This window comes from Desmospora activa DSM 45169, assembly GCF_003046315.1.
Lineage (GTDB): Bacteria > Bacillota > Bacilli > Thermoactinomycetales > DSM-45169 > Desmospora > Desmospora activa.
Window position 1 is genome coordinate 2569267 of sequence record NZ_PZZP01000001.1, and the last position, 22372, is coordinate 2591638.

The 22372-nt window shown below is 48.9% G+C and carries 27 protein-coding genes and 1 other annotated feature; of the genes, 5 read left to right on the forward strand and 22 right to left on the reverse strand.

All coding sequences use genetic code 11. The annotated features are described in order from the left end of the window. Positions 1-38: 38 nt before the first annotated feature. The 7 genes from aroF to C8J48_RS12370 form a co-directional block, all read right to left on the reverse strand. Positions 39-1049, reverse strand: coding sequence for a 3-deoxy-7-phosphoheptulonate synthase (gene aroF / locus C8J48_RS12335; RefSeq protein ID WP_107727243.1), 1011 nt, complete (start codon positions 1047-1049; stop codon positions 39-41). 42 nt (positions 1050-1091) lie between these two features. Next, positions 1092-1332 (reverse strand) — a binding site (T-box leader). 81 nt (positions 1333-1413) lie between these two features. Next, positions 1414-2064: an SGNH/GDSL hydrolase family protein gene (locus C8J48_RS12345; RefSeq protein WP_107727247.1), complete on the reverse strand. Its 651-nt coding sequence runs from the start codon at positions 2062-2064 to the stop codon at positions 1414-1416. After that, the gene (spoVAD, locus tag C8J48_RS12350) at positions 2061-3095 is read right to left on the reverse strand and encodes a stage V sporulation protein AD (RefSeq protein ID WP_107727249.1); all 1035 of its coding nucleotides are present in this window, start codon (positions 3093-3095) and stop codon (positions 2061-2063) included. Before spoVAD ends, C8J48_RS12345 begins: the two co-directional genes overlap by 4 nt. 10 nt (positions 3096-3105) lie before the next feature. Then, positions 3106-3582, reverse strand: coding sequence for a stage V sporulation protein AC (gene spoVAC, locus C8J48_RS12355; protein WP_107727251.1), 477 nt, complete (start codon positions 3580-3582; stop codon positions 3106-3108). Between the two features lie 261 nt (positions 3583-3843). Beyond that, entirely contained in the window at positions 3844-4038 is a 195-nt protein-coding gene (locus C8J48_RS12360; protein WP_107727253.1) for a hypothetical protein, read from the reverse strand. Positions 4039-4077: 39 nt separating this feature from the next. Beyond that, a complete protein-coding gene (locus C8J48_RS12365; RefSeq protein WP_107727256.1) occupies positions 4078-4476 on the reverse strand; it encodes a YhjD family protein in 399 nt (132 codons plus the stop codon). 115 nt (positions 4477-4591) lie between these two features. Beyond that, positions 4592-5023, reverse strand: a complete 432-nt coding sequence (locus tag C8J48_RS12370) for a CBS domain-containing protein (protein WP_107727257.1) — start codon at positions 5021-5023, stop codon at positions 4592-4594. 286 nt (positions 5024-5309) lie between these two features. On the opposite strand from C8J48_RS12370, the gene C8J48_RS12375 reads away from it, so the two are divergent. Together C8J48_RS12375 and C8J48_RS12380 are read left to right on the forward strand one after the other, a co-directional pair. Next, positions 5310-6242, forward strand: a complete 933-nt coding sequence (locus tag C8J48_RS12375) for an ABC transporter ATP-binding protein (protein WP_107727259.1) — start codon at positions 5310-5312, stop codon at positions 6240-6242. Continuing rightward, positions 6235-7188: an ABC transporter permease gene (locus C8J48_RS12380; protein ID WP_107727262.1), complete on the forward strand. Its 954-nt coding sequence runs from the start codon at positions 6235-6237 to the stop codon at positions 7186-7188. The genes C8J48_RS12375 and C8J48_RS12380 overlap by 8 nt, the downstream gene beginning before the upstream one ends. Positions 7189-7312: 124 nt before the next feature. Here the strand turns inward: C8J48_RS12380 and C8J48_RS12385 are convergent, their stop codons facing one another. The 7 genes from C8J48_RS12385 to C8J48_RS12415 all read right to left on the reverse strand — a co-directional run bounded on the left by C8J48_RS12385 (position 7313) and on the right by C8J48_RS12415 (position 13712). Then, positions 7313-8173: an aminoglycoside 6-adenylyltransferase gene (locus C8J48_RS12385; RefSeq protein WP_107727264.1), complete on the reverse strand. Its 861-nt coding sequence runs from the start codon at positions 8171-8173 to the stop codon at positions 7313-7315. Between the two features lie 136 nt (positions 8174-8309). Then, a complete protein-coding gene (locus tag C8J48_RS12390) occupies positions 8310-9176 on the reverse strand; it encodes an aminoglycoside 6-adenylyltransferase (RefSeq protein WP_107727266.1) in 867 nt (288 codons plus the stop codon). A 147-nt stretch (positions 9177-9323) separates the two neighbouring features. Beyond that, positions 9324-9866 (reverse strand): GNAT family N-acetyltransferase, encoded by a 543-nt coding sequence (locus C8J48_RS12395; RefSeq protein ID WP_107727268.1) that lies wholly within the window; start codon positions 9864-9866, stop codon positions 9324-9326. A 160-nt stretch (positions 9867-10026) separates the two neighbouring features. Beyond that, the gene (locus C8J48_RS12400) at positions 10027-10908 is read right to left on the reverse strand and encodes a phosphotransferase family protein (RefSeq protein WP_170105453.1); all 882 of its coding nucleotides are present in this window, start codon (positions 10906-10908) and stop codon (positions 10027-10029) included. A gap of 298 nt (positions 10909-11206) precedes the next feature. Continuing rightward, positions 11207-11737, reverse strand: a complete 531-nt coding sequence (locus C8J48_RS12405) for a class I SAM-dependent methyltransferase (RefSeq protein WP_170105455.1) — start codon at positions 11735-11737, stop codon at positions 11207-11209. Positions 11738-11903: 166 nt separating this feature from the next. Further along, positions 11904-12371, reverse strand: a complete 468-nt coding sequence (locus C8J48_RS12410) for an SRPBCC family protein (RefSeq protein WP_107727274.1) — start codon at positions 12369-12371, stop codon at positions 11904-11906. Positions 12372-12509: 138 nt separating this feature from the next. After that, complete coding sequence (locus C8J48_RS12415; protein ID WP_107727276.1) at positions 12510-13712, reverse strand: M20 metallopeptidase family protein; 1203 nt, start codon at positions 13710-13712, stop codon at positions 12510-12512. 141 nt (positions 13713-13853) lie between these two features. Between C8J48_RS12415 and C8J48_RS12420 the strand changes: the two genes are divergently transcribed. Then, positions 13854-14195, forward strand: a complete 342-nt coding sequence (locus C8J48_RS12420; RefSeq protein ID WP_107727278.1) for a YugN family protein — start codon at positions 13854-13856, stop codon at positions 14193-14195. 84 nt (positions 14196-14279) lie between these two features. Here the strand turns inward: C8J48_RS12420 and C8J48_RS12425 are convergent, their stop codons facing one another. The 3 genes from C8J48_RS12425 to C8J48_RS12435 form a co-directional block, all read right to left on the reverse strand. Beyond that, a complete protein-coding gene (locus C8J48_RS12425) occupies positions 14280-14654 on the reverse strand; it encodes an Asp23/Gls24 family envelope stress response protein (protein WP_107727280.1) in 375 nt (124 codons plus the stop codon). 83 nt (positions 14655-14737) lie between these two features. Next, positions 14738-15553: an NYN domain-containing protein gene (locus C8J48_RS12430; RefSeq protein WP_107727283.1), complete on the reverse strand. Its 816-nt coding sequence runs from the start codon at positions 15551-15553 to the stop codon at positions 14738-14740. Between the two features lie 406 nt (positions 15554-15959). Next, entirely contained in the window at positions 15960-17060 is a 1101-nt protein-coding gene (locus tag C8J48_RS12435) for a citrate synthase/methylcitrate synthase (RefSeq protein ID WP_107727285.1), read from the reverse strand. Positions 17061-17165: 105 nt separating this feature from the next. On the opposite strand from C8J48_RS12435, the gene C8J48_RS12440 reads away from it, so the two are divergent. Next, positions 17166-18056 (forward strand): LysR family transcriptional regulator, encoded by an 891-nt coding sequence (locus C8J48_RS12440; protein WP_107727287.1) that lies wholly within the window; start codon positions 17166-17168, stop codon positions 18054-18056. Between the two features lie 56 nt (positions 18057-18112). Here C8J48_RS12440 and C8J48_RS12445 read toward each other — a convergent pair whose 3' ends face one another. Both C8J48_RS12445 and glsA read right to left on the reverse strand, forming a co-directional pair. After that, positions 18113-18427 (reverse strand): Fpa/YlaN family protein, encoded by a 315-nt coding sequence (locus tag C8J48_RS12445; protein WP_107727289.1) that lies wholly within the window; start codon positions 18425-18427, stop codon positions 18113-18115. 193 nt (positions 18428-18620) lie between these two features. Further along, positions 18621-19532 carry a glutaminase A gene (gene glsA, locus C8J48_RS12450; protein WP_107727291.1) on the reverse strand — a complete coding sequence of 304 codons (912 nt, stop codon included), beginning with the start codon at positions 19530-19532 and terminating at the stop codon, positions 18621-18623. A 117-nt stretch (positions 19533-19649) separates the two neighbouring features. Between glsA and C8J48_RS12455 the strand changes: the two genes are divergently transcribed. Further along, positions 19650-20015, forward strand: coding sequence for a hypothetical protein (locus tag C8J48_RS12455; protein WP_107727293.1), 366 nt, complete (start codon positions 19650-19652; stop codon positions 20013-20015). A 68-nt stretch (positions 20016-20083) separates the two neighbouring features. Here the strand turns inward: C8J48_RS12455 and C8J48_RS12460 are convergent, their stop codons facing one another. From C8J48_RS12460 to C8J48_RS12470, 3 genes are all read right to left on the reverse strand, one after another. After that, on the reverse strand, positions 20084-20566 hold the full coding sequence (locus C8J48_RS12460; protein ID WP_107727295.1) for a PaaI family thioesterase: 483 nt from the start codon (positions 20564-20566) through the stop codon (positions 20084-20086). A gap of 34 nt (positions 20567-20600) precedes the next feature. Next, on the reverse strand, positions 20601-21653 hold the full coding sequence (locus C8J48_RS12465) for a M42 family metallopeptidase (protein WP_107727297.1): 1053 nt from the start codon (positions 21651-21653) through the stop codon (positions 20601-20603). Positions 21654-21949: 296 nt separating this feature from the next. Next, positions 21950-22204, reverse strand: coding sequence for an AbrB/MazE/SpoVT family DNA-binding domain-containing protein (locus C8J48_RS12470; RefSeq protein ID WP_107727298.1), 255 nt, complete (start codon positions 22202-22204; stop codon positions 21950-21952). Between the last annotated feature and the right edge of the window lie 168 nt (positions 22205-22372).

Below are 22372 nucleotides of genomic sequence, written 5' to 3' on the forward strand. Positions count from 1 at the left end.
ATGCAGCTCCACCGAAAAGGGATACCCACCCATTCAATTTATCTGGAGAGAAGAGCTGCCGGTGTTCCTCTGAGTTCATCCATCATCGTTGCAAAGTTATCGAAAGTGAGGGACTGGGGACCGTCGGAGAATGCTTTTTCCGGCGAGGGATGCACTTCCACCATCAACCCGTCAGCACCTGCGGCTAAGCCTGCTTTGGCCATCGGTGCGACATAACGCCATTTCCCTGTGCCGTGGCTGGGGTCGACGATGATGGGTAGATGGCTCAAGTGTTTGACTACCGGCACCGCACTCAGATCCAACGTGTTGCGGGTATAGGTTTCAAACGTGCGAATCCCCCGCTCGCATAAAATCACATGGGGATTTCCCTCCGCCATAATGTATTCCGCAGACATCAACCACTCCTCGATGGTAGCGGAAAGCCCCCGTTTCAACATGACCGGCTTATTGGTTTGGCCCACTTTTTTCAGCAGATGGAAGTTTTGCATATTGCGTGCCCCCAACTGCAAAATATCGACATACTCCGCTACCAGATCCAGGTTTTCTGGGTCCATCACTTCAGAGATAATGGGTAACCCCGTTTCCTCCCGCGCCTCGGCCAGCAGCTTTAACCCTTCCTCTCCCATTCCCTGAAAGGAATAGGGGGACGAACGGGGTTTAAACGCTCCCCCTCGCAAAATATGACCGCCTGCCTTTTTGACGGCGTGTGCGCTCGCCAAGATCTGCTCCCGGCTTTCCACCGAGCAGGGTCCCGCCATCACAACCGGATGATCGCCACCGATCTCCAGCTCACCTACACGAATGCGACTATCTTCCGGATGAAAGGAGCGTCCCGCCAATTTAAAAGGCTCACTCACATGGACCACTTTATCAACGCCGGGAAAGCGCTCAACCGCCAAGCCTGCCAATAACTGCTTGTCGCCGATCAGACCGAGGATCGTTTTATCCACGCCTTGGGAATGATGAACCTGGATCCCTTTTTCCTTTAATGTTTGGACGATATGATCCACTTGTGCTGTTGTCGCCTGTTTTTCCAATACAATAATCAACTAAAAAACCTCCTCTTTGGATAATAAAAAACCTCCTCCCAATAAAGGGACGAGGTTTGCTCGCGGTACCACCCTTTTTGAATCGATATCGATTCCACTCCAGCACGTACTTCGTGTACATCTTCCGATATCGGCGGAAGCCGGAGTGACCAACCCTAAACATAAGCGGTTCATCTCACGCTCCAAGGTGTAATTCACCAAACGGTCCGATACCGGTTTGCACCCCCACCGGCTCTCTGGGATCGGATTTCCGCTGACTACTTTGCCCCTTCAACGCGTCTAAGTGTGAAAATTTGATTTGTGGATAACAGTAACATGGCACCCCTTGTCCTGTCAATGGAGATTTTCCGCAAATCCCTCCACCCTAGGTATAGATCGGATCATCCGTGGTCGGTGATGCAACTTTTGATTCCTGTGTCTGTAAAAACAACTGTACCAGCGCATCATAACCCTGTTGGTTGGGATGAACTTCATCCGCAAAATAATCGATTCGATTGAAAAACAGTTCAAACGGGTCGATTAGGACGGCCCCATATCGTTTGGATAAATAACGATAGGCACGATTGAGGGTACGAACCGCACGGCTGGCGATGGCAACGCTATGCTTATAGGCAGGCACAGGCATATAAAATCCCAAGATCTCAATCGTCGCCTCCGGATTGAGACGGCGCAGATGAGACAACAGTTGTTCCACTTGCTTCACCACCCGCTTCATGGTGCGGGCTAGCCCAGGTAAGTTGACTCCCTCTCCCTCATACCAAGCGATAAAATCACATCCACCAGTGGTGACGGTAATATGAGACACCCGCGGTATCAACTTTTCCAGTGCAGGGGATTGCACCAAGTGGCACAATTCCGCCGAGGTAAGGCCGGAGATGCCCATGTTGATCACACGGCATTGATCGCTGTTGCGCATATGTGTAAAGTATTGCGCCACCAAATGCCGATCGGGACCGGAGGCGCCGATTCCTTCTGTCAACGAGTCTCCTAATGCTAGATAGGTAATCGGATTCATCCTTTTTCCCCTCCCGACACAACATCAGTCTCCAATGTAACCGCATGGGCGATGCAGGGAATCGATTCTCCCTGTTGATAAGAGACCGGATTCATCAGCGCACCGGTGGCTACCACCATCACCCGGCTCAATCGCCCCTGGTTCATTTCCTCCAAAATATGTGCATACATCACCAAGGCGCTGCTGGCACATCCACTGGCACCGGCGAAGGATTCCTGTTCATCGTTGTAAATCATCAGGCCACAGTCTTGAAAGATATCGCCTAACTCTAACCCCTTTTTCGCCAACAGTTCCGTAGCGATCGGATGACCCACACCAGCCAGATCACCGGTTATAATCAGATCGTAGTCCGCAGGGGTCAAACCCGTATCCTGAAAATGAACTTCAATCGTTTCCGCAGCGGCAGGTGCCATCGCCGCTCCCATGTCAAAAGGATTTTTCACACCCATATCCACCACTTTCCCCATAGTCGCATAACGGAGGATGGGACCCGTCGTTCCTCGTCCCACCACACCCGCCCCTGATCCGGTCACCGTCCATTGGGCCGTTGGCGGCTTTTGTCCTCCGTACTCCGTCGGATACCGGTACTGTCGTTCCGCCGTGGCGTTGTGACTGCTGACCGCAACCACCGCATGATCGCTAAAACCGGCATCCACCAGGGCAGCACCGGTAGACAGGGTCAACATGGAAGCGGAACAGGCACCAAACATCCCGATTAAAGGCAGCTGATTTTGCCGTGCGGTAAAGGATGCACTAATATTTTGATTCAACAAATCCCCGGCCAAAAAAGTATCGATCTGATTCATCTGTAGACCTGCTTTTTCTACCGCCTTGTTGACGGCATCCTCCATCATTTTTCGCTCCGCTTTTTCCCAACTGTCCTGTTCTGCATATAAATCAGGATAAGTATGATCAAACTTTCCCTTCAACTGCCCTTCGCCTTCTTTGGGTCCGGCCACCGCTGCCCCCGCCAATATTCGCACTTGACCGCTGTAGGACCATGTGTGCTTTCCCACTCGTTTGGAAGCCATATTATTCCCCCTAACTGATCAACGTCTTTACGATGCCGATGAAAAAAGCGGCTACAACTCCAAATACGATTACAGCTCCCGCCAGTTTAAACATGTTTCCTCCTACACCCAGAACATAGCCTTCCGATCGATGCTCCAAGGCGGCAGAGGCGATTGAATTGGCAAATCCTGTTACCGGCACCGCCGTCCCCGCCCCGGCCCATTGCCCGATTTTGTCGTAAACACCAAAACCGGTCATTAAGCAGGCGATAAAAATTAATGTTGCCACTGTTGGATCCCCGGCTTTCTCCTGCGGAAAGTCAAACAATCGTATATACATGAGCTGCAACAACTGTCCAAATAAACAAATCGCTCCCCCCACCAAAAACGCTTTGATACAGTTGACGAAAACCGGCGGTTTCGGTTGGTAGTTTTTAGCTAGTTGTTGATATTGCTGTTGCTGTTTTTGTTGTGCCTGTTCTTGTGCTGATTGTTGACTGGTATCCATGATCATCCCTCCAATCGCGCCAAAATTCCCTTCTTTATCCTTCGATTAACCGCACGGTTTTATGCGATTATTCCACACAAAAAACCCGCATCGGCGGGTTCAGGCTGCTGATAAACGAGTCGCGGGACGGTCGGGTAGTTATCCGTCTCCGCTCCATGCACGCCAAAGCACAAGTCTCGCCTTGATCGTTTTCGCTCCGGGTCTCGCTTTGCGTCCTAGAGTCGCTCGCATTTCCTAAAGTGAAACTCCATCGGTGGGGTTTTATCGCTTTCCTCCGATCACGGTGACAATGCCCCCCATCAAAATATGGGCTAATCCGAAGCCAAGAATCCCCCATCCACAGCACATTTCCATCTGATGTCTAGATCGTGCCTTTTCACCGCAGTATAAACAGGAAACACCGATAAGACTGATGAAAAGTCCCATCAAGATCGTCCATAAATTACGCCTACCCATACTGGGACTCCCCCTTCCTTTTTACAAGTTGAATCCCTTTTAGCTTGACCGGAAGGCGGAAAAAGTTTGACTGGTAGTTTTCCCCGTCCACAAACGCACCAACCACTCCTCACACTCCGCTTTGATCCACTCGTTAAAAAAGCGCTGGGTGTAGATAAAGCCGCGAAAGCGGGCCCGTACTTCCCGGTAATCACGTTTTTGTTTCACCTCGATAATATGGCCGCCACTTTGACGCAATTGTCGCTTCGCTCCTTGCAACTCGCGCTCCACTTGTATCGATGTGTAGGAAAGTGTTTGTAACACGCTCTGTTTTAACTTAAACGTTTGTAATTCCAACTGACGGATATCACACTGGAGGGCACGGTAAAGGACATCCATCAGTACCACCCGCTTGATGGAACGGGCAAACTGTCGATACTCATCCGGAGCCGATAACATCCGTCTCCATCCCCTCTCCGCTATAATACTGCTTTTCATTATATGCGATCACACGTTCGAAATCCCTTGGTAATACTTTGAAAAAAAGATCGAGCGAGGGCTCGATCCTTTGGTGTTACATTTGGATATTGTCTTGCTCGGAGATATTGGCTAGTGCCTGTCCCGCCTCATCCGAATGTTGCTGTCTAACCGCCAAATCGCCTAGGGCGACAATTCCCACCAACTGATTGTTATCTACTACCGGTAAACGACGGATTTGATGTTGTGCCATCAGCTGGGAAGCTTCATCCACCGACATATTAGGGGAACCTGTGATCAAATTCTGATTTGTCATAACGTCACCCACCGTAAGTGAGGCGCCGTTTTGATCGGCGACAGAGCGTAGGACTACGTCTCGGTCCGTCACCACACCTTGCAGCTGCCCGTTTTCTACGACGGGAATAATACCCACATTATACTGCTTCATCAACATAGCCGCTTGCTGAATCGGATCTTGGGGCGACACCGATGCGACATTGGTGGACATGATTTCACCTAATTGACTCATGTATTCACCCTCCTTTTCTGGTGTTATGGTTTTCCATCAAAAGGATTTTTATACCGAGCGACAGGAGGAGAATGATCGAAACGAGAAGAGGACAAGGGACGTTTAACATAGATGAGCGGGAAAAGCGTACACCTCCGAACCGAGGGAGACCCGCTCTTTTCTATGTACACCCGTTGTACAAGACGAAATCAAATATACTGGCGTCACGATTGATATGATGGATATTCTCGTCATGTGAACCGGCAGAGGATATCACCCATTTCCCACTAAAAACAGGAGGTTTGTTATGAGCCAAGAACCGGTATTACGTATGCAAAACCTGACAAAACGGATTGGAAACAAAACGATTGTAGACGGCGTCAGTCTGGAATTGTACCCCGGTGAAGTATTCGGTTTTCTCGGCCCCAATGGCGCCGGTAAAACGACGACGATTCGGATGTTGGTCGGGTTAATGTCCATCAGTGAAGGAGAGGTTAGCATTTTGGGTACCTCTTTAAAAAAAGATTTTGAAGAGGCGGTTCGCCATGTCGGCGGCATTGTGGAAAACCCTGAATTATATAAATTTCTGAGCGGATATCAAAATCTGCTTCATTATGCCCGTATGTGTGACAACGTGGGGCCGGAACGGATCGACGAAGTGGTAAAGCTGGTGGGATTGGAACAACGGATTCACGATAAAGTAAAAACCTACTCCCTGGGGATGCGGCAACGCTTGGGGCTGGCACAGGCGCTTCTTCATTCTCCCAAAATCTTGATCCTGGATGAGCCGACCAACGGCCTCGACCCCTCCGGCATTCGTGAGATTCGGGATCATTTGCGACGCTTGGCGAAGGAAGAAGGATTGGCGGTGATGGTTTCCAGTCACCTTTTGTCGGAGATGGAGTTAATGTGTGACCGCATCGGCATTATTCAACAAGGCAAGTTGATCGATGTGAAGCGGGTGGAAGAGTTTGTAGGAACTTCTGACGTCAATGACCGCTTGACGACTATTTGGACAGTGGAGCCACTTGAACAAGCGCTGGAAGTGATCCGCTCTTTTACCGAACTACAACCTGAATCCACCTCTCGCGGTGTAGAGATTACACTGACACGGGAACAAGTACCTAAACTTAACACTCGCTTAGTGGAAGCGGAAGTCCGTGTCTACGCCATCCATTCGCTATCCAAAACGCTGGAGGACAAATATCTGGAAGTGACGGGAGGGAGTCATATTGCTTAAATTTGCCCGTTTAATCCAAAACGAGAATATGAAAATTTTTCGGCGTATCGGTACCTGGGTGATGACGGGGTTGTTGGTGTTGGTCGTAATCGGCTATGCCTTAATCACCCATTTCAATCAAGCGGCCACACAAAATCAGGACTGGAAACAAAATCTGGAAAGCGCCAACCAGCAAAACCAAGCCATGCTGCAACAAGCGGACGTCCCCGATTTTTATCACGCTGAAATCGAAAAAGAGATTGCGATGAATCAATATCGGCTGGATCACAATATCCCTCCCACAGAGCAAACCCTATGGGGCTTTATCACAGAGTCGACCGATTTTACCTCGCTCATCACCTTGTTTACCATCATTGTCGGTGCCACCAGTGTGGCTGGAGAATTTTCCTGGGGGACGATTAAACTGCTCTTAATCCGTTCCGTCAGCCGCAGCAAAATCCTACTATCCAAATACTTGGCCTCTTTTTTATTCGCTTTGGCGATGCTGGCTGTTTTATTCGTCACTTCCTTCCTTGCCGGGGGACTCTTATTTGGATTTAGCGATGCGACCATCCCTCATCTCGCTTATGTGGACGGCCAGGTAACGGAGAAAAATATGCTACTTCACATCATCGGCCTATTTGGATTAGCCAGCGTCAAACTACTGATGATGGCCACCTTTGCTTTTATGATCTCTTCCGTCTTCCGCTCCAGTTCCCTCGCCATCGGCTTATCGATCTTTCTGATGTTCGCAGGAACACAAGCAACTTTTATCCTGGCTCAATTGGGCTATGATTGGGTGAAATATCTCCTGTTCGCCAACACTGAGCTCTCCTACTACTTAAACGGATCCGCCCCGCTTCCCGGTATGACCCTTCCGTTTTCCATCACCGTTTTGGCTGTTCACTTTATCCTGTTTCAGGCGATTTCCTGGATCAGCTTTAATAGCCGGGATGTGACGGCATAATAGAGGAATACACCACAAAAAGCCACCTGTTTCGGGATCACCGACAGGTGGCTTTCATTGCAGGTGCAAGAATGCCTGCACCGCACCCTTATGCCCTATCTTGCTTCACTGATTCTATAGCAACCTAACCATCCAACGACTGCGCATCCGACGGCAACTTCCGGATTTTTTCGATATATGCCGCTACACGGCGCTCATCCTCCAGCGGATAGTCAAAGCCTAATCGCTCCGCCAGGGGCACTCCAACTTTGCGGATAAACGCCCCCGCTTGAAACAGCTTCTCCCACTGCTCTTCCGGGTCGGCACCACAATACAAGGAGAGATACTCCTCGTAGATGTCCGGCTCCAGAAACCGCTTCAACCATTTGCCAGAACTCCCAACATTCACATTCCAATCATAATTTACACCCACATGCCACTCCAAGAGATATTGAAGCGACTCCATAAAATAATAGTCGTAAAGATTCTTCACTCGCGGCAATTCATCCCGCCACAACTCTTTTGCAATATACACTTGTAGCCACCATAACTCCACCATGTGAAGATCCCACAAATACTTGGAAGGTTGCTTGACGAGATAGGAACGATCGCTAGGTTCCGGCAACTCCAAATTCAAGTTGTCTTTATCCAGCAATACTTTGCTTAAGGAATCATCAAAAACCTCACGGATACTTTTTACATCTTTAAAACTGAGGTCGATTCTGACACTATCCTGAAACTGCATCATAAAAATGGAAGAGCCGTCTTCTTCAAAATACTCATACTGCACAACGACACGATCGCCAAATCCGTCGATCCAAGCCCGATCCGTATTATAGGGATGATTTTTTACATCCGCCAGATAAAAGTCAACATCATAATCCTGCATAAAATCTTTGGGGGCGTTTGGATTGGTTCGTGATCCATTCATGACGACACAGCGAATATTGGGATCTCGTTTGGCAAATTGCAGGATTTGCTCTAGCACCTCTTGTTCATTTCGCATACTGCTTTTCAACCTCCCACATTCTTTTTGGAAATCGATCCTTTCGAATGTGGGGGGAGGTCCACGAATTGGATTGGCTTTACGATTCTGTTAGAGATGATCCAACAATTTCTTCATCGCCTTTTCCTCCATTCCTTCAAAATCGGGATGCATCTCTGGGGAGATCTTTCACTCGTTTTAAATAGGCGGTAACCCGTTTGTCATCTTCAAGCGGATAGCGATAGCCAAACTGGTTCGCGACCGCTTGAGCTGTCTCCCGAAATAACGCACACATGACAAAAAGCGCCTGCCACATATTCTCAACCTCTGCATCGGAAAACGTCTTTACAAACGCATTCCACTTTTCCGGATCGAGATATTTTTTATAATACTTGCCACACTTGCCGGGATCTGCCGAAAAGTTCGTATGAATCCCGATATACCAGTTTAACATGACCATAAGCATATCCCTGACCGGACGTTCAAACATCACCTTTGCATACCCGAGTTCCCCGCGCCATAAGCCTTTTGCGACATACGTGCTAACCCACCAAAACTCGTTGCAGCAGTCTAAAAATTGCTTTTCCGTCGGGGGCATCGGCAGGAAATCACGGTTACTTGGCGGCGGTAGCGTTTCCATTTTATTATCTTTATCCAGTAACACCATACTCAAACTTTCCGCCTTGAAACGCGTGATCTGATTGATGGGATAAAACGTCAGGTCGATCCGATTCCCGTCTGTAAACAACATTAGATATGCAAAACTATCGTTTCCATCAGCAGGTGGAATTTCCATCTCGTCTGGCGTTTGCATCATCAAAATATCTCCAAAAGAACGAATCCAACTGCGGTCAGCAACAAAATCATCCACGGCAGTCACGAAGTAGACGATATCATAATCTTGAAAGATATCCCTAGGCGCTTCAGCATTGAGACGAGAGCCGTTCATCATTACGGCTCGAATTCGCTCGTCTCTTTTGGCGAATCCGAGGATTAAATCAAGCATTTCCCGTTCATTTCGCATATCGTTTCTCAACCTCCACATTCTTTTTAGAAGCGATCGGCTTTAGAATGTGGCAGGAGGTCCACGAATCGAACAAGCGCTACGGTTCCGTTACAAATGATCCAACCTTTTCTTCATCGCCGCTCCCTCCATTCTTTCATACCCGTATCATTCAAACATCAAATACCAGTACACGGCTACTTCTTCGCTTTGTGGGTGTATACCTTTATACAGGCACAAATCAAAACCACCAATGATAAAACCACAACTCTCATAAAACTTGCATGCGCTAACATTGTTGCTTTGCGTCTCCAGCATGATTCCGGGCATTCCTCGCTCGCGCGCCCAATGCTTGGCCTGTTCGATACATTGGCGCCCAATCCCATATCCTCTAAAATCGTTATCCACTTTGAGGTCTTCAACGTAAGCATATTGATTCCAATTACGTTTTAATACCATTTGGCCCACTGCCTGATTAGCCGCGAACGCCAAATAAACCGCTTGATCTGGGTTATCGATATACCTGGAATAATCCGTATCCTCCACATCACTCGCATAACTTTTCTCATAGGCCGGCAGTTCTTTTACCGTGTATCCGATTTCATTCTCTTTCAACGTTAGGACAAGAGTAGAATCAACGGTAAACGAATCGTCGATCTCCGCCCATCGCCCTTGATCAGCTGCCGTCATTTTTCGGATAAGGATGTCCATGGTCTCGCTCCTTTTTATCCAAAAATAAAGATTCGCTTTATTTTTGGACGGAGGAGCACGGACCTAACGGAAAACGGTTTGTGCTGTCATCCCGGATACGACCTCCCTGTATGTCTCTTATGTATCTATTCTTTAAATCAGTCATTGGTTTGATTTCAACCTAGGCGAGTTCATTTACTGTTGCCATTCCGGCGCGAAAAGCTTTGGGATCGTCGTGTTCCAGACCGAACAGCGCCTCCTGAAGCGCAAACGTCCCTTTGTAAAACATCACCCGCTCCATCATGCCCTGGATGTTCGGGTTATGATCCATGACCATCTGGAAAAAGCCCTCACCGTAAGAGGCCAACAACGCCGCGTAATCGATGGCTGGATCCCCGATCTGGACCGAACTAAAATCGATGATACCGGTTACCCGATTACTTTCCGGATCGTACAATATATTTTCGGTACCAAAATCGCCATGAATCAGTGTCGGAGTGATCCGGGCATTTGCGTCCAATTCAAGGTATTCAGTAAAATGCCGGTCTGTCCATTGACATGCCTCGTGCTTCATAAAGCCATACAGCTTACTTTGAATGCGTTCATACATTTCTCGCCATTCCAAGAAAGGATCGTACTCCGCATTTGCACCTTTGGAATATTCATCCGGGTTAATTCGGTGCAGCCCTTGCAAAAATTCGCCAAGTTGGCCCGCCATCTGACGAAGGATGGCAACCTCCTTGATCCGATGAAGCTTCTCTGCCTCTAGCGGTACGCCGTCGATTTTCCTATACCCGATAAAGGCGTGCCCAACCACACCTGAGTCAAATCCACAATAAAGCGGGCGTGGTACTTGAAGCGGAACAAGGTCCGCTATCCGGTTCAAAAATATTGCCTCACGTTTGATTTGCTCGATCCCTTCCATATATTTGGGGAACCGAAAGATAAATGTTGAATCGATTACCCAGACATCGTTATTTTGTCCGGAACCGAGCCGCTCCACTTTGCTGAAGGGGATATCAGGGTAAAATCTTCGAATCGACTCTAACACCTTGTGATCCACGCCATCATTCCCTTTGACAAAAATAATTGCTGTATCCTTTTATTATAGTTTAACAGTCTCCCTCCCAACAACAAAGGGGTTAGGAGTCAATCATTCCACCATCCATTCGTGCCGATTCCGAAGCACTTGAATGTATTGAGCAGTCGGGTCTTATAACCGTTCAACAGCAGGGCGGGAAAAACACTACTTTCTAACGCCTCAACCACTTGGACAGAACAATGGATCCAAACGATCGGTGACAAGTGGGAGGCGCGTTTGCTACGGCTCAAAAACATGATCGAAGACTAAAACTTGGATTCTACCCACGGCCCTCGTCCTTTCGCTCTCCTATCACACACACGACAGGCACCGGCTTCTGCTCCCCGATGACAATTGGTCGAACAGCGAAACCGGCGTTCAACAGATTTTTGCGGGTATGTTCCGCGATATGACTGATCTTACTTGCGATAGGCGGCTGATTAAAGAGATAGACCGCACCTCCCGGCAACAATCGCTCCTGGATGATTTCCAACTCACGTGCTGCCTTCATCCAAAACAAATTAACATTTACCGCAAATATCTTATTGAATCGGCTCTGCCCCAAATCGGCCTCATGAAATGATGCGGTAAGAAAACGCACTTTCCCTGCCTCTTGATAAGGAACATTCAATTTTTTCGCCATATAGATCATGGTTTCCGAGCGCTCGATGGCAGTTATCGTTCCGTTGCATAAATTTTTGCATATCAAAGAAACGACGGCGCCATGTCCGCAACCGATTTCAAGAAGGTGATCGGAAGGTGCAGGCGCCAATATTTCAGCTGCCCATCGGTGCCGATCGAGAGTCAGCATGCATGTATCCTCCCCAAAAATGCACCGGATCGAGGTAAAGGTATCGCATTTATTTGCTGTTGTCATTCCGTGTTATCCATGTGAAGATGGCAAGAGTTCGAACTGTAGAGATTAAAACGCCCACCTTCCGCTTTGCACGCTGGTGCAATATTAACAGGGTCGATTCTTAACGAGCTACATGGGCGTCAGGAGCATGATCCGCAACAAGATTCAAGACAATGTTATGCTCAAGCAACGCCTTAAGCCCGCAGAGTACCATCGTATATCCTCCCATTTCGTCTATCGCTCGCTTGACGATCTCCGCTCCATTACCCGTAAACCCTGAACTCGTAATCGTGACAAAGGTTTCGTTATCGGCTCGGGAAGTAAATATCCACTCAACCCTGTTTGGGTCTGAGAATTCAATCTGAATTCGCTTGTTTTGCTCAATTTCTTTCACATACACCTCATCCGAAACACCGTATATCTCCCACTCCCAACGGATATGTTTTCCCGCTTCCAACCTGCCGCTGCTTTTGGTAAACCAAAATTTTGTCGTAATCGTAGGATCGATAAACGCTTCAAATACCTCTGCGACTGGTCTGCGAATCAACATTTCTGCCTTTACAACCGGCACTTGATCCAAGGTTAACATTTTCATTCCTCCTGTCCTCGCACAAACATTGACTCGATTATACCCGCGTATCAATACAATGATTTCTTATGGATTGCGATATGATGCCGTTGCAAAAGTAATGGCCGGGGTCAACTTCCCAGCCAGAATGAATGCTCATCATGATTTAGAAAGAAGCGGATTCCGATTTGCATGTAAGTAGGCTAAGGCGCTTTCGATCAAAACCTCGGCGGAAGCTTTCATCGCCTCTTCGTCCAGGTCAAATAAGGGATGATGGTGTGGATGCGAAAACCCTTTTTCCTGATTGCCCGCACCCACCAAGCAAAAGGCTCCCGGTTTCTTTTGCAGATAGTACGCAAAATCCTCTGCCGCCATAATCTCCGGCACTTCCCAAACCTGCTCATCCCCCAATACCATACGGGCCACTTGTGCCAACCGCTGGGTTTCCATCGGATCATTGACGACAGCAGGATAACCCCAACCGTACTCCAAGCGACAATCGGCCCCAAACATACGGCAGGTTTGGGTCGCTACTTCCTCGATGCGCTCATAAAGACGGTTGCGCAACTGCGGGTCAAAGCTGCGGACCGTTCCTTCCAGTTCACAACGTTCGGCGATCACATTGAAAGCACGACCTCCCTCGATACGGCCGACAGAGATGACACCGGATTTAAGCGGATCCACCTGGCGTCCGATAATGGTTTGTAGATTGACAACCACATGAGAAGCGATCGCTACCGCATCTACCGCTTCATGGGGAAGCCCTCCATGTCCGCCTTTTCCGACTACTTCCAGTTTAAACGAATCAGCAGCCGCCATGAGTGGACCCTCTCTTAGACCAACCACCCCACGGGGAAGCGGTGTCCACAGGTGAACACCATAGATCGCATCTACCCCGTCAAGGGCACCGTCTGCAATCATCGCAGCAGCACCCCCAGGGATCTGTTCCTCCGCATGTTGAAAAATAAAAACGACCCTTCCTGCGATCTCCTTCCGCTTTTCCGCTAATAAGGAGGCGACTCCCATCAGGGTGGCAGTATGGGCATCATGACCGCAAGCATGCATCACACCGGGAACCTGAGAACGATAAGCACACGATTTTTCATCATAAATCGGCAACGCATCCATATCCGCACGCAGGGCAATCGTTGGCCCGGTCGATCCGCCCTCCAGTACGGCGACCACTCCATTCCCACCCACACCGGTACGTACCTGCAGACCGCACTGTTTCAACCAATCGGCCACGATTTTGGCCGTCCGCTCCTCTTGAAAGGAGAGCTCCGGATATTGGTGAAAATCTCGTCTCCACCGCACCATTTGCGGGAAAATTGCTTCAATCCGCTCACGCCAACCTTGTTGCATGTTTAGCCCCCCTTTTCTTCTATCTTACCAAACCCGAAACAGTTTTGCGCAATCTGTCACGCCTTTCAACTTGCACCCTGCCGTGGAACATACTATTATTGTAGCGAATCCATCGGAATCGGCAAAAGGAGGAGCATCACCATGCTATTGACAGATGCTGGATTAAAGGGAATTACCGGTGAGTTTGGTCATGTGGATCAAGTCATGCACAAAGCGGGTTTTGATCGTGGCGGTGCATGGGACTACAATAAAGCCAGTTTTGACATGCGATTGGAAGGAAAGGATTCCGCTTATTATTTGCGGGTGCAAAGTCATGTCATTGAAGGCGTACTGGAAAGCCCCAAGGCCAAAGTTCAGCTGGAAGACCCCGTATTTTTGCGCCATATCTTTCCCCACGGATTAGATCCGGACACCGAAATCCCGACAGAATTTCAGGAAACCATCAACAAGGCGATCCAACAAGTAAAAAAGGAACTGGGTTGAGGAACTCTCCTCTTTTATACAGAAAAACTGCCGCTATCCGTCGGCAGTTTTTCTGTATAAAGCCATGAGAGTGCAGAGCTATCATCACTTCGTCCGTTCCACCTCGGACTCTTCTTCCTTGATCTCTACTCCCTCCACTTTTACATTCACTTCCACCACTTGGAGACCGGTCATCGTTTCCACTGCTTCTTTTACCGCTTGCTGCAACGCCCGGGAAACTTCTGGGATCTTTACGCCGTAATGGACGATCACCCGGAGATCGATGGCGGTTTCCACCTCTCCCACTTCCACGGAAACACCGCGGGTGACGTGTTTGCCGCTGACTCGTTTGGCCCAACCTTCGGTGATGCCACCAGACATGCTGGCGACCCCTTTTGTCTTTGTCGCTGCCAGTCCGGCGATCACTGCCACCACATCGTCGGCAATCCGGATCGCTCCTTCGGAACCGTATTCAGCCATCCCTGTTATACCCCCCTTGCAACGTGTTCCATCACTTATAGTATAGCATTCCCACCAATAAACCCAACAGGTGTCATCCTTTTTTAACTGACCCGGTAACCGGCGATCCGGATCACCGTCCGTACTTGGGGATGTGCCAAGTTAACGCGATATCCATAATAGGTGTTTCCATCCACCGTTATTTCATGAGGAAGCAGATATTTTCCTTGCACCATTTTCGTAAACAGATGATTGGCATCCCCTTCCGTCAGATTGATTTTACGTTGTAAGTCTTTTTTGATCCAGGTACTGCCATAACTCTTATCGGCGTTATTCGGATCCTCATACCATTCATAAATCTGGATCAGAGCATCTTGTAACAATCGGTCCATCTGGGATAGATTTTGGAATTGCGGTATATTTAAAAATTCGAATAAATTATGCGAAACATCACAAAACGCTTCCATTTGGGCGTTTTTGGAAAGACTCTCATCCCGTAGACAAAAAAGTTCCACTCGTTTCCCTCTGGACCACAACCGATCCATTAATGGAATCATATCCTGATCCGCACTTACGATCACAAATGTATCTACTTCGGGCACCGTGTGCAAAACATCCATCGCATCGAGACAGAGTTGGATATCCGCAGCATTTTTGCGCTCTTCTCCCCCGCGACCGTTTCCGTATACTTGGTGAGGGTGAACATGCTTTTTTTGTAAGTGATGCAAAGAGAGATCCAATTGTTCAAAGTCAGCATAAACTTCCATCATGCGGATTGCTTGTTTTCCATAATGTTCTTGCAAACGTAAGAACAGATTATGTTGCGGTTCAGGATGATCAGGGTCCATGTGATATTTTTTTAACCCATAATAAACATTCTCCAGGTCAATCCATATCGAGATCGATCTATTGGCTCTCATTGCAATAAGCTCCTCCTATTATTGTAATAATAAGTAACATTTCCCCAGCTAACGTCGAGAATATTTAACCTTTATACGTCAGAAGTCTCCCACTTAGCGTTAGCGTAGGCGGGAGAGGTTCATACAAATCCCTACTTTATTATTAATAATTCTACACACGAACTTTTCTTTCCTGTTTCATCATGATAGATCTTAAGCCGGATGGGATCCGATTTCTCCACGTGGGAATAAAACAAGGACACCAGCATACCACAAACTTCCGTTGGTTACCAGTGCCCCTTCAGTATATACGATTTGCCGTAGAGTTACATGAATGAACGACGCTCCCTTGCGCCAAGCGTAGCCTGAATACGGAAATCCCTATGCTGATCTCAAACACAATCTTAACGGAAGACTCCCCAGGATCTCAACTGCTCTTCTCCGGTAAGGGCCCCACATAACGCGATTGGGGACGAATAATGCGGTTATTAGCCGCCTGCTCCAATATGTGTGCACACCACCCCGCCATCCGCGCCACGGTGAACGTGGGAGTATACAACTCTCGCGGCAGACCGACCGCGCGCAAAACAACCGCTGCGTAGAACTCCACATTGGTGTATAGCTTTCTCTCCGGCTTCCATTGTTGCAGCAAGCGCAACGCTTCTGCTTCCACCTCCAACGCCAGCTCAAACCACGGTTCTTCCGACGCCAGTTGCTGTGCCACTTCCCGTAATGCTTCCGCCCGTGGATCCCGTGTGCGGTACACCCGATGCCCAAACCCCATTAGCCGCTCCCCGTTTTGTAGGCGCTGTTGCAGCCAATCAGCAGCCCGTGAACTGGAGCCGATCTGCTCCAGCATCTCCTCTACTTCTGCCGGCGCTCCACCGTGCAGAGGCCCTTTTAAGGCGCCAATCGCCGCAGTTAACGCCGACAATCCATCGGATTGGGTGGATGTAACCACCCTGGCCGCAAAAGTGGAAGCATTTAACCCATGTTCCGCCGTCAACACCAGATACGCATCCAATGCCCGCACATGTGCCGGATTTGGCTCCTTTCCCGTCAATAGATAGAGATAGTTGGCCGTATGGGACAAATCTGCTCGCGGTTGAATAAACGGCGTCCCTTGTAAGCGGTGCCAACGATAAGCTACTAAAGTAGGAATCCGCGCCAGTACAGTAGCCACCGCCTCCGGAGTCGGCGGCCACATCGCTCCATCCCATGACAAAGCCGACACCCCGGTCCGTAAGCTCTCCATCATATCCATATTGGGCGGCAATGCATCCAGAAGTCGATGTTCCTCCGCCGTCAGCGCCCGTTTACTCGCCAGAGCGCTCCGCCATATTTCCGCCTTATTGCCTTCGGGCAGTTGACCGAGCAACAAGAGATGAGCAACCTCTTCAAAGCTATGGGAAAGAGCCAAATCTTTCGCCCCATGTCCCCGGTAGATGAGAGCACCCTTTTGTCCGTCTACTAACGATAATGCGGTATCAGCAACATAAACCCCTTCCATCCCGATTGCAGCTCCCATTTTTATCACTCCTTTCCCTTTTTCATCATACGCTTTCCATTACGAGAAATCTAATTTATCATTTTAATATGATTGATTAATAATTGTTATCAAAGGGGCTCTTCCATGCAAATCAACCAACTGATTACCTTTTTGGAAGTCGTTAAAACCGGTCACTTTCGCGAAGCCGCCCGTCGGCTCAATCTGACGCAACCAGCGGTCAGCGCCCAAATCCGCAGCCTAGAGGAAAGCTTGGGTTCAGCATTATTCCACCGTCAACCTGTCTCACTTACCGCTGCCGGAAAAGCGTTTCTTCCCCATGCCCGCCAAATGATCGCCTTGGCCGAAACCGGCAGACGGGCGGTACAGGATAGCCAGACCACACAACGAGGTTCCATTACCGTCGGCGCATCTTCCGGCGCTGCTTTGGCCGTACTGCCGCGAATGTTGCGCTATTTCCACGGCAATCAACCGGATGTGCGCGTCTCGGTCCACACTTTACCAGCATCAACAATCATCAATGGTCTGCACGAAGGGCGCTTAGACGCGGGAATTCTTTACGGATCACTGGAAGATACCGAGCTGGTGCGCCAAGTACTTCTTTACGATCGTTTTGTGCTAATCACTCCCTATGATCACACCTTGGCTATACACTCCTATCTTTCCATGGATGAATTAAAAACGACGCCGCTAATCTCCCTTACACCGGAAACACCAGAACGACAATTGCTGAATCGCTTATTCTCCGTAAAAGGGATTCAACCGGAAACTGCGATCGAACTTTCCAGTGTCGAGGAAGTAAAGCGGAGCGTACGCCTCAAACTCGGGATTGCCATCGTTCCCAGGCTCAGTTTGGATGATGAATTGGATCGGGATTTGCGCTGGATTTATCTCACCGGTTCCGACGAACAATTTCCCGTTGTTTTATTGCGCCCCCGGGATCAGCATCTCTCGCCAACCCTGCACCACTTTTTAGAAGATATCCGTGGAATCTACCCTTCCCCTTGGAATGACTGATCGAGCATACAAAAAAAGACCCCTCACGGAGTCTTGTTGGTTTCTGCTGTTCAGCCCTAGCTTTGGTTGGGAGATGGAAGAACAAGTGAATATAAGTGGGCTAACTTCCGCTCCAGTTCACTGATGATTTCCCTACCCTGCTCACGGGTTATCAACCCGGCACGTACGGCAAAATCGATCTCCCGGGATAGGCCGAACATCTGGGTATCCAACACTTCCTCATAGAGAGGGCATTTGGGCGCCGTCAAGTTATCCAGCTGGACTGCAATCAATTGCTCAATTTTTTTAGCGTCTTCCCGCAACAATTGTTCAGCGCGCTGGGTTAATTCAAGCTGAGTCGGCGTAGACAATGGAACCCCCCCAATCCCCATTAGCAAATCCTCGGATCAACTTACATCAACCCAAGTGTAACACGAGCTCCGCGCATTTGCAAAGGAATCCGGCGCACAAGCTCATCGATTAGCTATCGTATGAAGGGGGGAGGGGATTTTTAAGGCTGCCCGCTCTTGCTGTTTGCAATGAAGAAGGAGCCGACCTGGCGCAATCACCTCAGTTTTGAGAACACTAAAAAATGGAGAGATTGTACGAGCGACTTAACCCTTTTAATAGGGCACTACCAGCGATGCTGTTTCCCTTCTCGTCCAGGGCAGGACCAAATACACCGATCCCCATCTTATCCGGAACTGATGCCAGAATGCCTCCTGAGACGCCACTTTTAGCCGGTATACCAGCATAGATGGCAAACTCACCCGAGGCGTTATACATGCCGCAAGTGACCATAAACGTTTTTACCAGGCGGGCCAACTCCTGGGGAATCACTTGTTTTCCGGATTGATTGACTCCATATTGGGCTAAACATAATCCCATGCGAGCCAAATCGCGGCAATTGACCGCGATGGAACATTGTTGAAAATACAACTCCAACGTGGATTCCACATCATCGATCATACCAAATTCTTTTAAAAAATGAGCCATCGCGCGATTCCGATGTCCCGTCGCCCGTTCCGAATGGTAGACGGCGGTATTGATTTCAATCTTGGGATTATCCGCCATATCTCGCACCAAGGCAAGCACCCGCTGTAACCGCTGATCAACCGTATTGCCCCCGATCAAGGAACTGACGACCAAAGCACCCGCATTGATCATTGGATTGAGTGGCTTTCCCGGTGAATACATCTCCAGCTTATAGATGGCATTAAAGGGATCCCCAGTCGGTTCCATCCCGACCCGACTAAAAACGACGTCTTCACCATGGTCCATCAACGCCAGGATCAAGGTGATCACCTTAGAAATGCTCTGTAATGTAAAAGTGAGCGGGCAGTCGCCGGCGGAATATTCTTCTCCATCCACCGTGCGAATGGCAATCCCGAGGGACAATGGATCCTGCTTAGCCAACTCAGGGATATAATCAGCCAACTTTCCTTGATGGCCCACCTCCCGGTATTTCTCGACCATTTCCTCCAACATCGTCTGCATCAATATTCTCCTATCAAATGGAAATTGCGAGCACCTGGAAAGCATCGCTTTTTCTATTTTTCTCAATCGACTCCTTCTGTATAATGGAAAGGAATGATGAGTTGAAGGGGCTTACAAATGAATGATGTTATTCTAATCAGTGGCAACGTCACGTTTCAAATCAACTTAGACCCAACCATCTGGATTTTTGATGACCGGCGTTTTGATATGCAAGAGCGTTTCACCGGTGTGGATGGTTTAGGCATGGAGCTGGCTCCGTTTTTGGAACACGCCCGTCCAAACCCGGACGCATCTAGAGTGGTACTTCACCGTCGCGAAGGAAGTCCGGTACTCCTCTCTATAGAGCAAGCCATGTCAGCGGTTCTTCAATTTTCCCGCAATGGAAAACCAATTCGGCCGGATGGACCCGCTCTCTTGTATTTAGCCGACGGCAGCAACCAAAATCATCCGATCGGCCATATCGAGCGGATGGAAATCCATTGATCATCTCTCCGATCAATCAACTAAAACCCGGCTCTACGCGGAATGCGCTGAGCCGGGTTTTAGTTTTATCACGACCGCTTTTTCTGGAGGGAAAAGGTAGCCGTGGCCATGGCGATTAAACTGCCGCGCTCGTTTTCCACCCGACATTCCGTCACCGCCAATGTATGTCCCATCCGTAAGAGGTGGGCAGTAGAGATCAATTCCTGTCCTAAACCGGGCAGCAAATAGTGTACCTTCATTTCCGCCGTTACGGCAAAACGGTTTTCCGGTAAGCGGCGATTTACTAGGGAGCCCATGGTGGAATCGATCAAGGTAGCGGTAATTCCACCATGAACCATTCCGGCTCGGTTCAGCATATAAGGCGTGATCGGAACGCGAAAACGGTAACCGTTTGACTCTGTTAACTCTCCCGACAAGCCGAGAAAGCCGGAAGGATAAGCGCTGTTGCGCTCCCGTTTCTGCCGGATCGCCTGCAACGCGAGGGCAAGGATTTCCCGTTCCTCATCCGCCCCATTGTGAACAACAGCGGTTAAATCTTCTAGTAGTGACATCGTCCACCTCCTGCGGAAATAATAAAACGATCGCTTATAACAGCGGACTGTGGATATAATGTTGTAACAGTCGGTACGTATTTTCCAATGCATCCCGATGGGTCCGTTCAAATGCATGGGAGGCGTCAACACCGGGGCCGACTAAACCGTGGATCAGATCGTAACCGGCACGGACAGCCGCACTAGCGTCTGATTGATAACGGGGATAGATATCCAGTTTATAATAGAGGCCTTCTTTTTCAGCCAAATCCGCCAAACGGTTACGAAAGCCATAATGGTACGGGCCGCTGGCATCTTTTACACAGATGGACACACAATGTTCATCGGTGTTTTGCCCCTTCCCGATCGCCCCCATATCCACCGCCAGAAACTCTTTTACTCCGGTCGGGATGTTGGAGTTGGCACCGAAGCCCACTTCTTCATAAGTGCTAAAGATCACATGGGTGTCGCAGGGAATTGGATCCCCCCTCGCCACCTGTTGCAAGATCAACTCCAACAATATCGCGGCACTCGCTTTATCATCCATATGACGCCCCTTAATATAACCGCTGGGCAATCGTTCCACACGGGGATCAAATGAAATAAAGTCCCCGATCTCAATCCCATGAGCTCGAACGCCTACCGCATCTGTCAGCGGCAGGTCGAGGCGGATTTCCATATTTTCCTGATTTCTCTCTTGCTTACCGGCATCATCGTAAACATGGACAGAAGTATGTGTCGGCAAAACGGTTCCTTTTATCTCGTCTCCGTTACGGGTATGTACTGTGCAATACACCCCTTCAATCGAATTCCAGGTATAGCCTCCGATACGGGTAAGACGAAGCCGACCGTTTGATTTAATCTCTTTTACCATTCCACCGAGAGTGTCTACATGGGCGGTCAACAATCGCTGAGGAGCCCGTTGTTCGCCGCGCAAGGTGACCAAAAGCCCCCCTTTATGATTACGGCGCAGCCGAATCCGATCTCCTGCCGCTTGCAAGCGGGCCTCTAGGTATTGAATGATGGAGTCGGTATATCCGGTTGGGGACGGGATACGAACCAAATCAAGCAACGTATCAATCACTTTATTCTCAGGCCATGTATGCAACTGGATCACCACTTTCTACATACGAAAAATGATTCTTTTTCATTATAAAGAATACGAGCGAGAAAACCCAACTTCGTTGGGATGGACGAGGAAGGGAGTGATTCTCCCTCCAACTATTGGAGGCTGCTGCAAGAATCCCGCACCTGCAGATGCGGGAGAAGTGAAGCGGAAACAGAAAAAAGAGAAGCCCTCGTGCTGGGCTTCAAGGATCGCCATCGATTAGCAAAGTCGCTCACCGAATAAAGTGAAAAGAGAAGATTAGGATTTCCTGATTGGTACTGTTATCTCATCAAAAATCAAGGCTGTTCAATTGCCGAGGACAATTCTCTCAGGCAATTTTCGCACACATTTTTATTGCGGTAGGATACCACATTTTCCACCTGACCACAAAAAAGGCAGGATGGACTGTATTTTTTTAGGATGACGTTTGTCCCATCCACATATATTTCCAGAGGATCCCTCACATCGATGTCCATGGTGCGCCTCAGCTCAACCGGCAATACAATCCGCCCCAATTCGTCCACTTTGCGCACAATACCTGTGGCTTTCATCGTCACACCTCCGTTTGATTAATGAACTGCTACTTTCCTGTTACCACTTTTATTCCTTCCGTAATCGTAAAACAATCGCAACCACCCACACACCCTGTTAGCATAAACTCCCTTTATAACTGTTTTCTATATTCTGGGTAGCTTAACCGTAATCCTGCTTAATTTTTT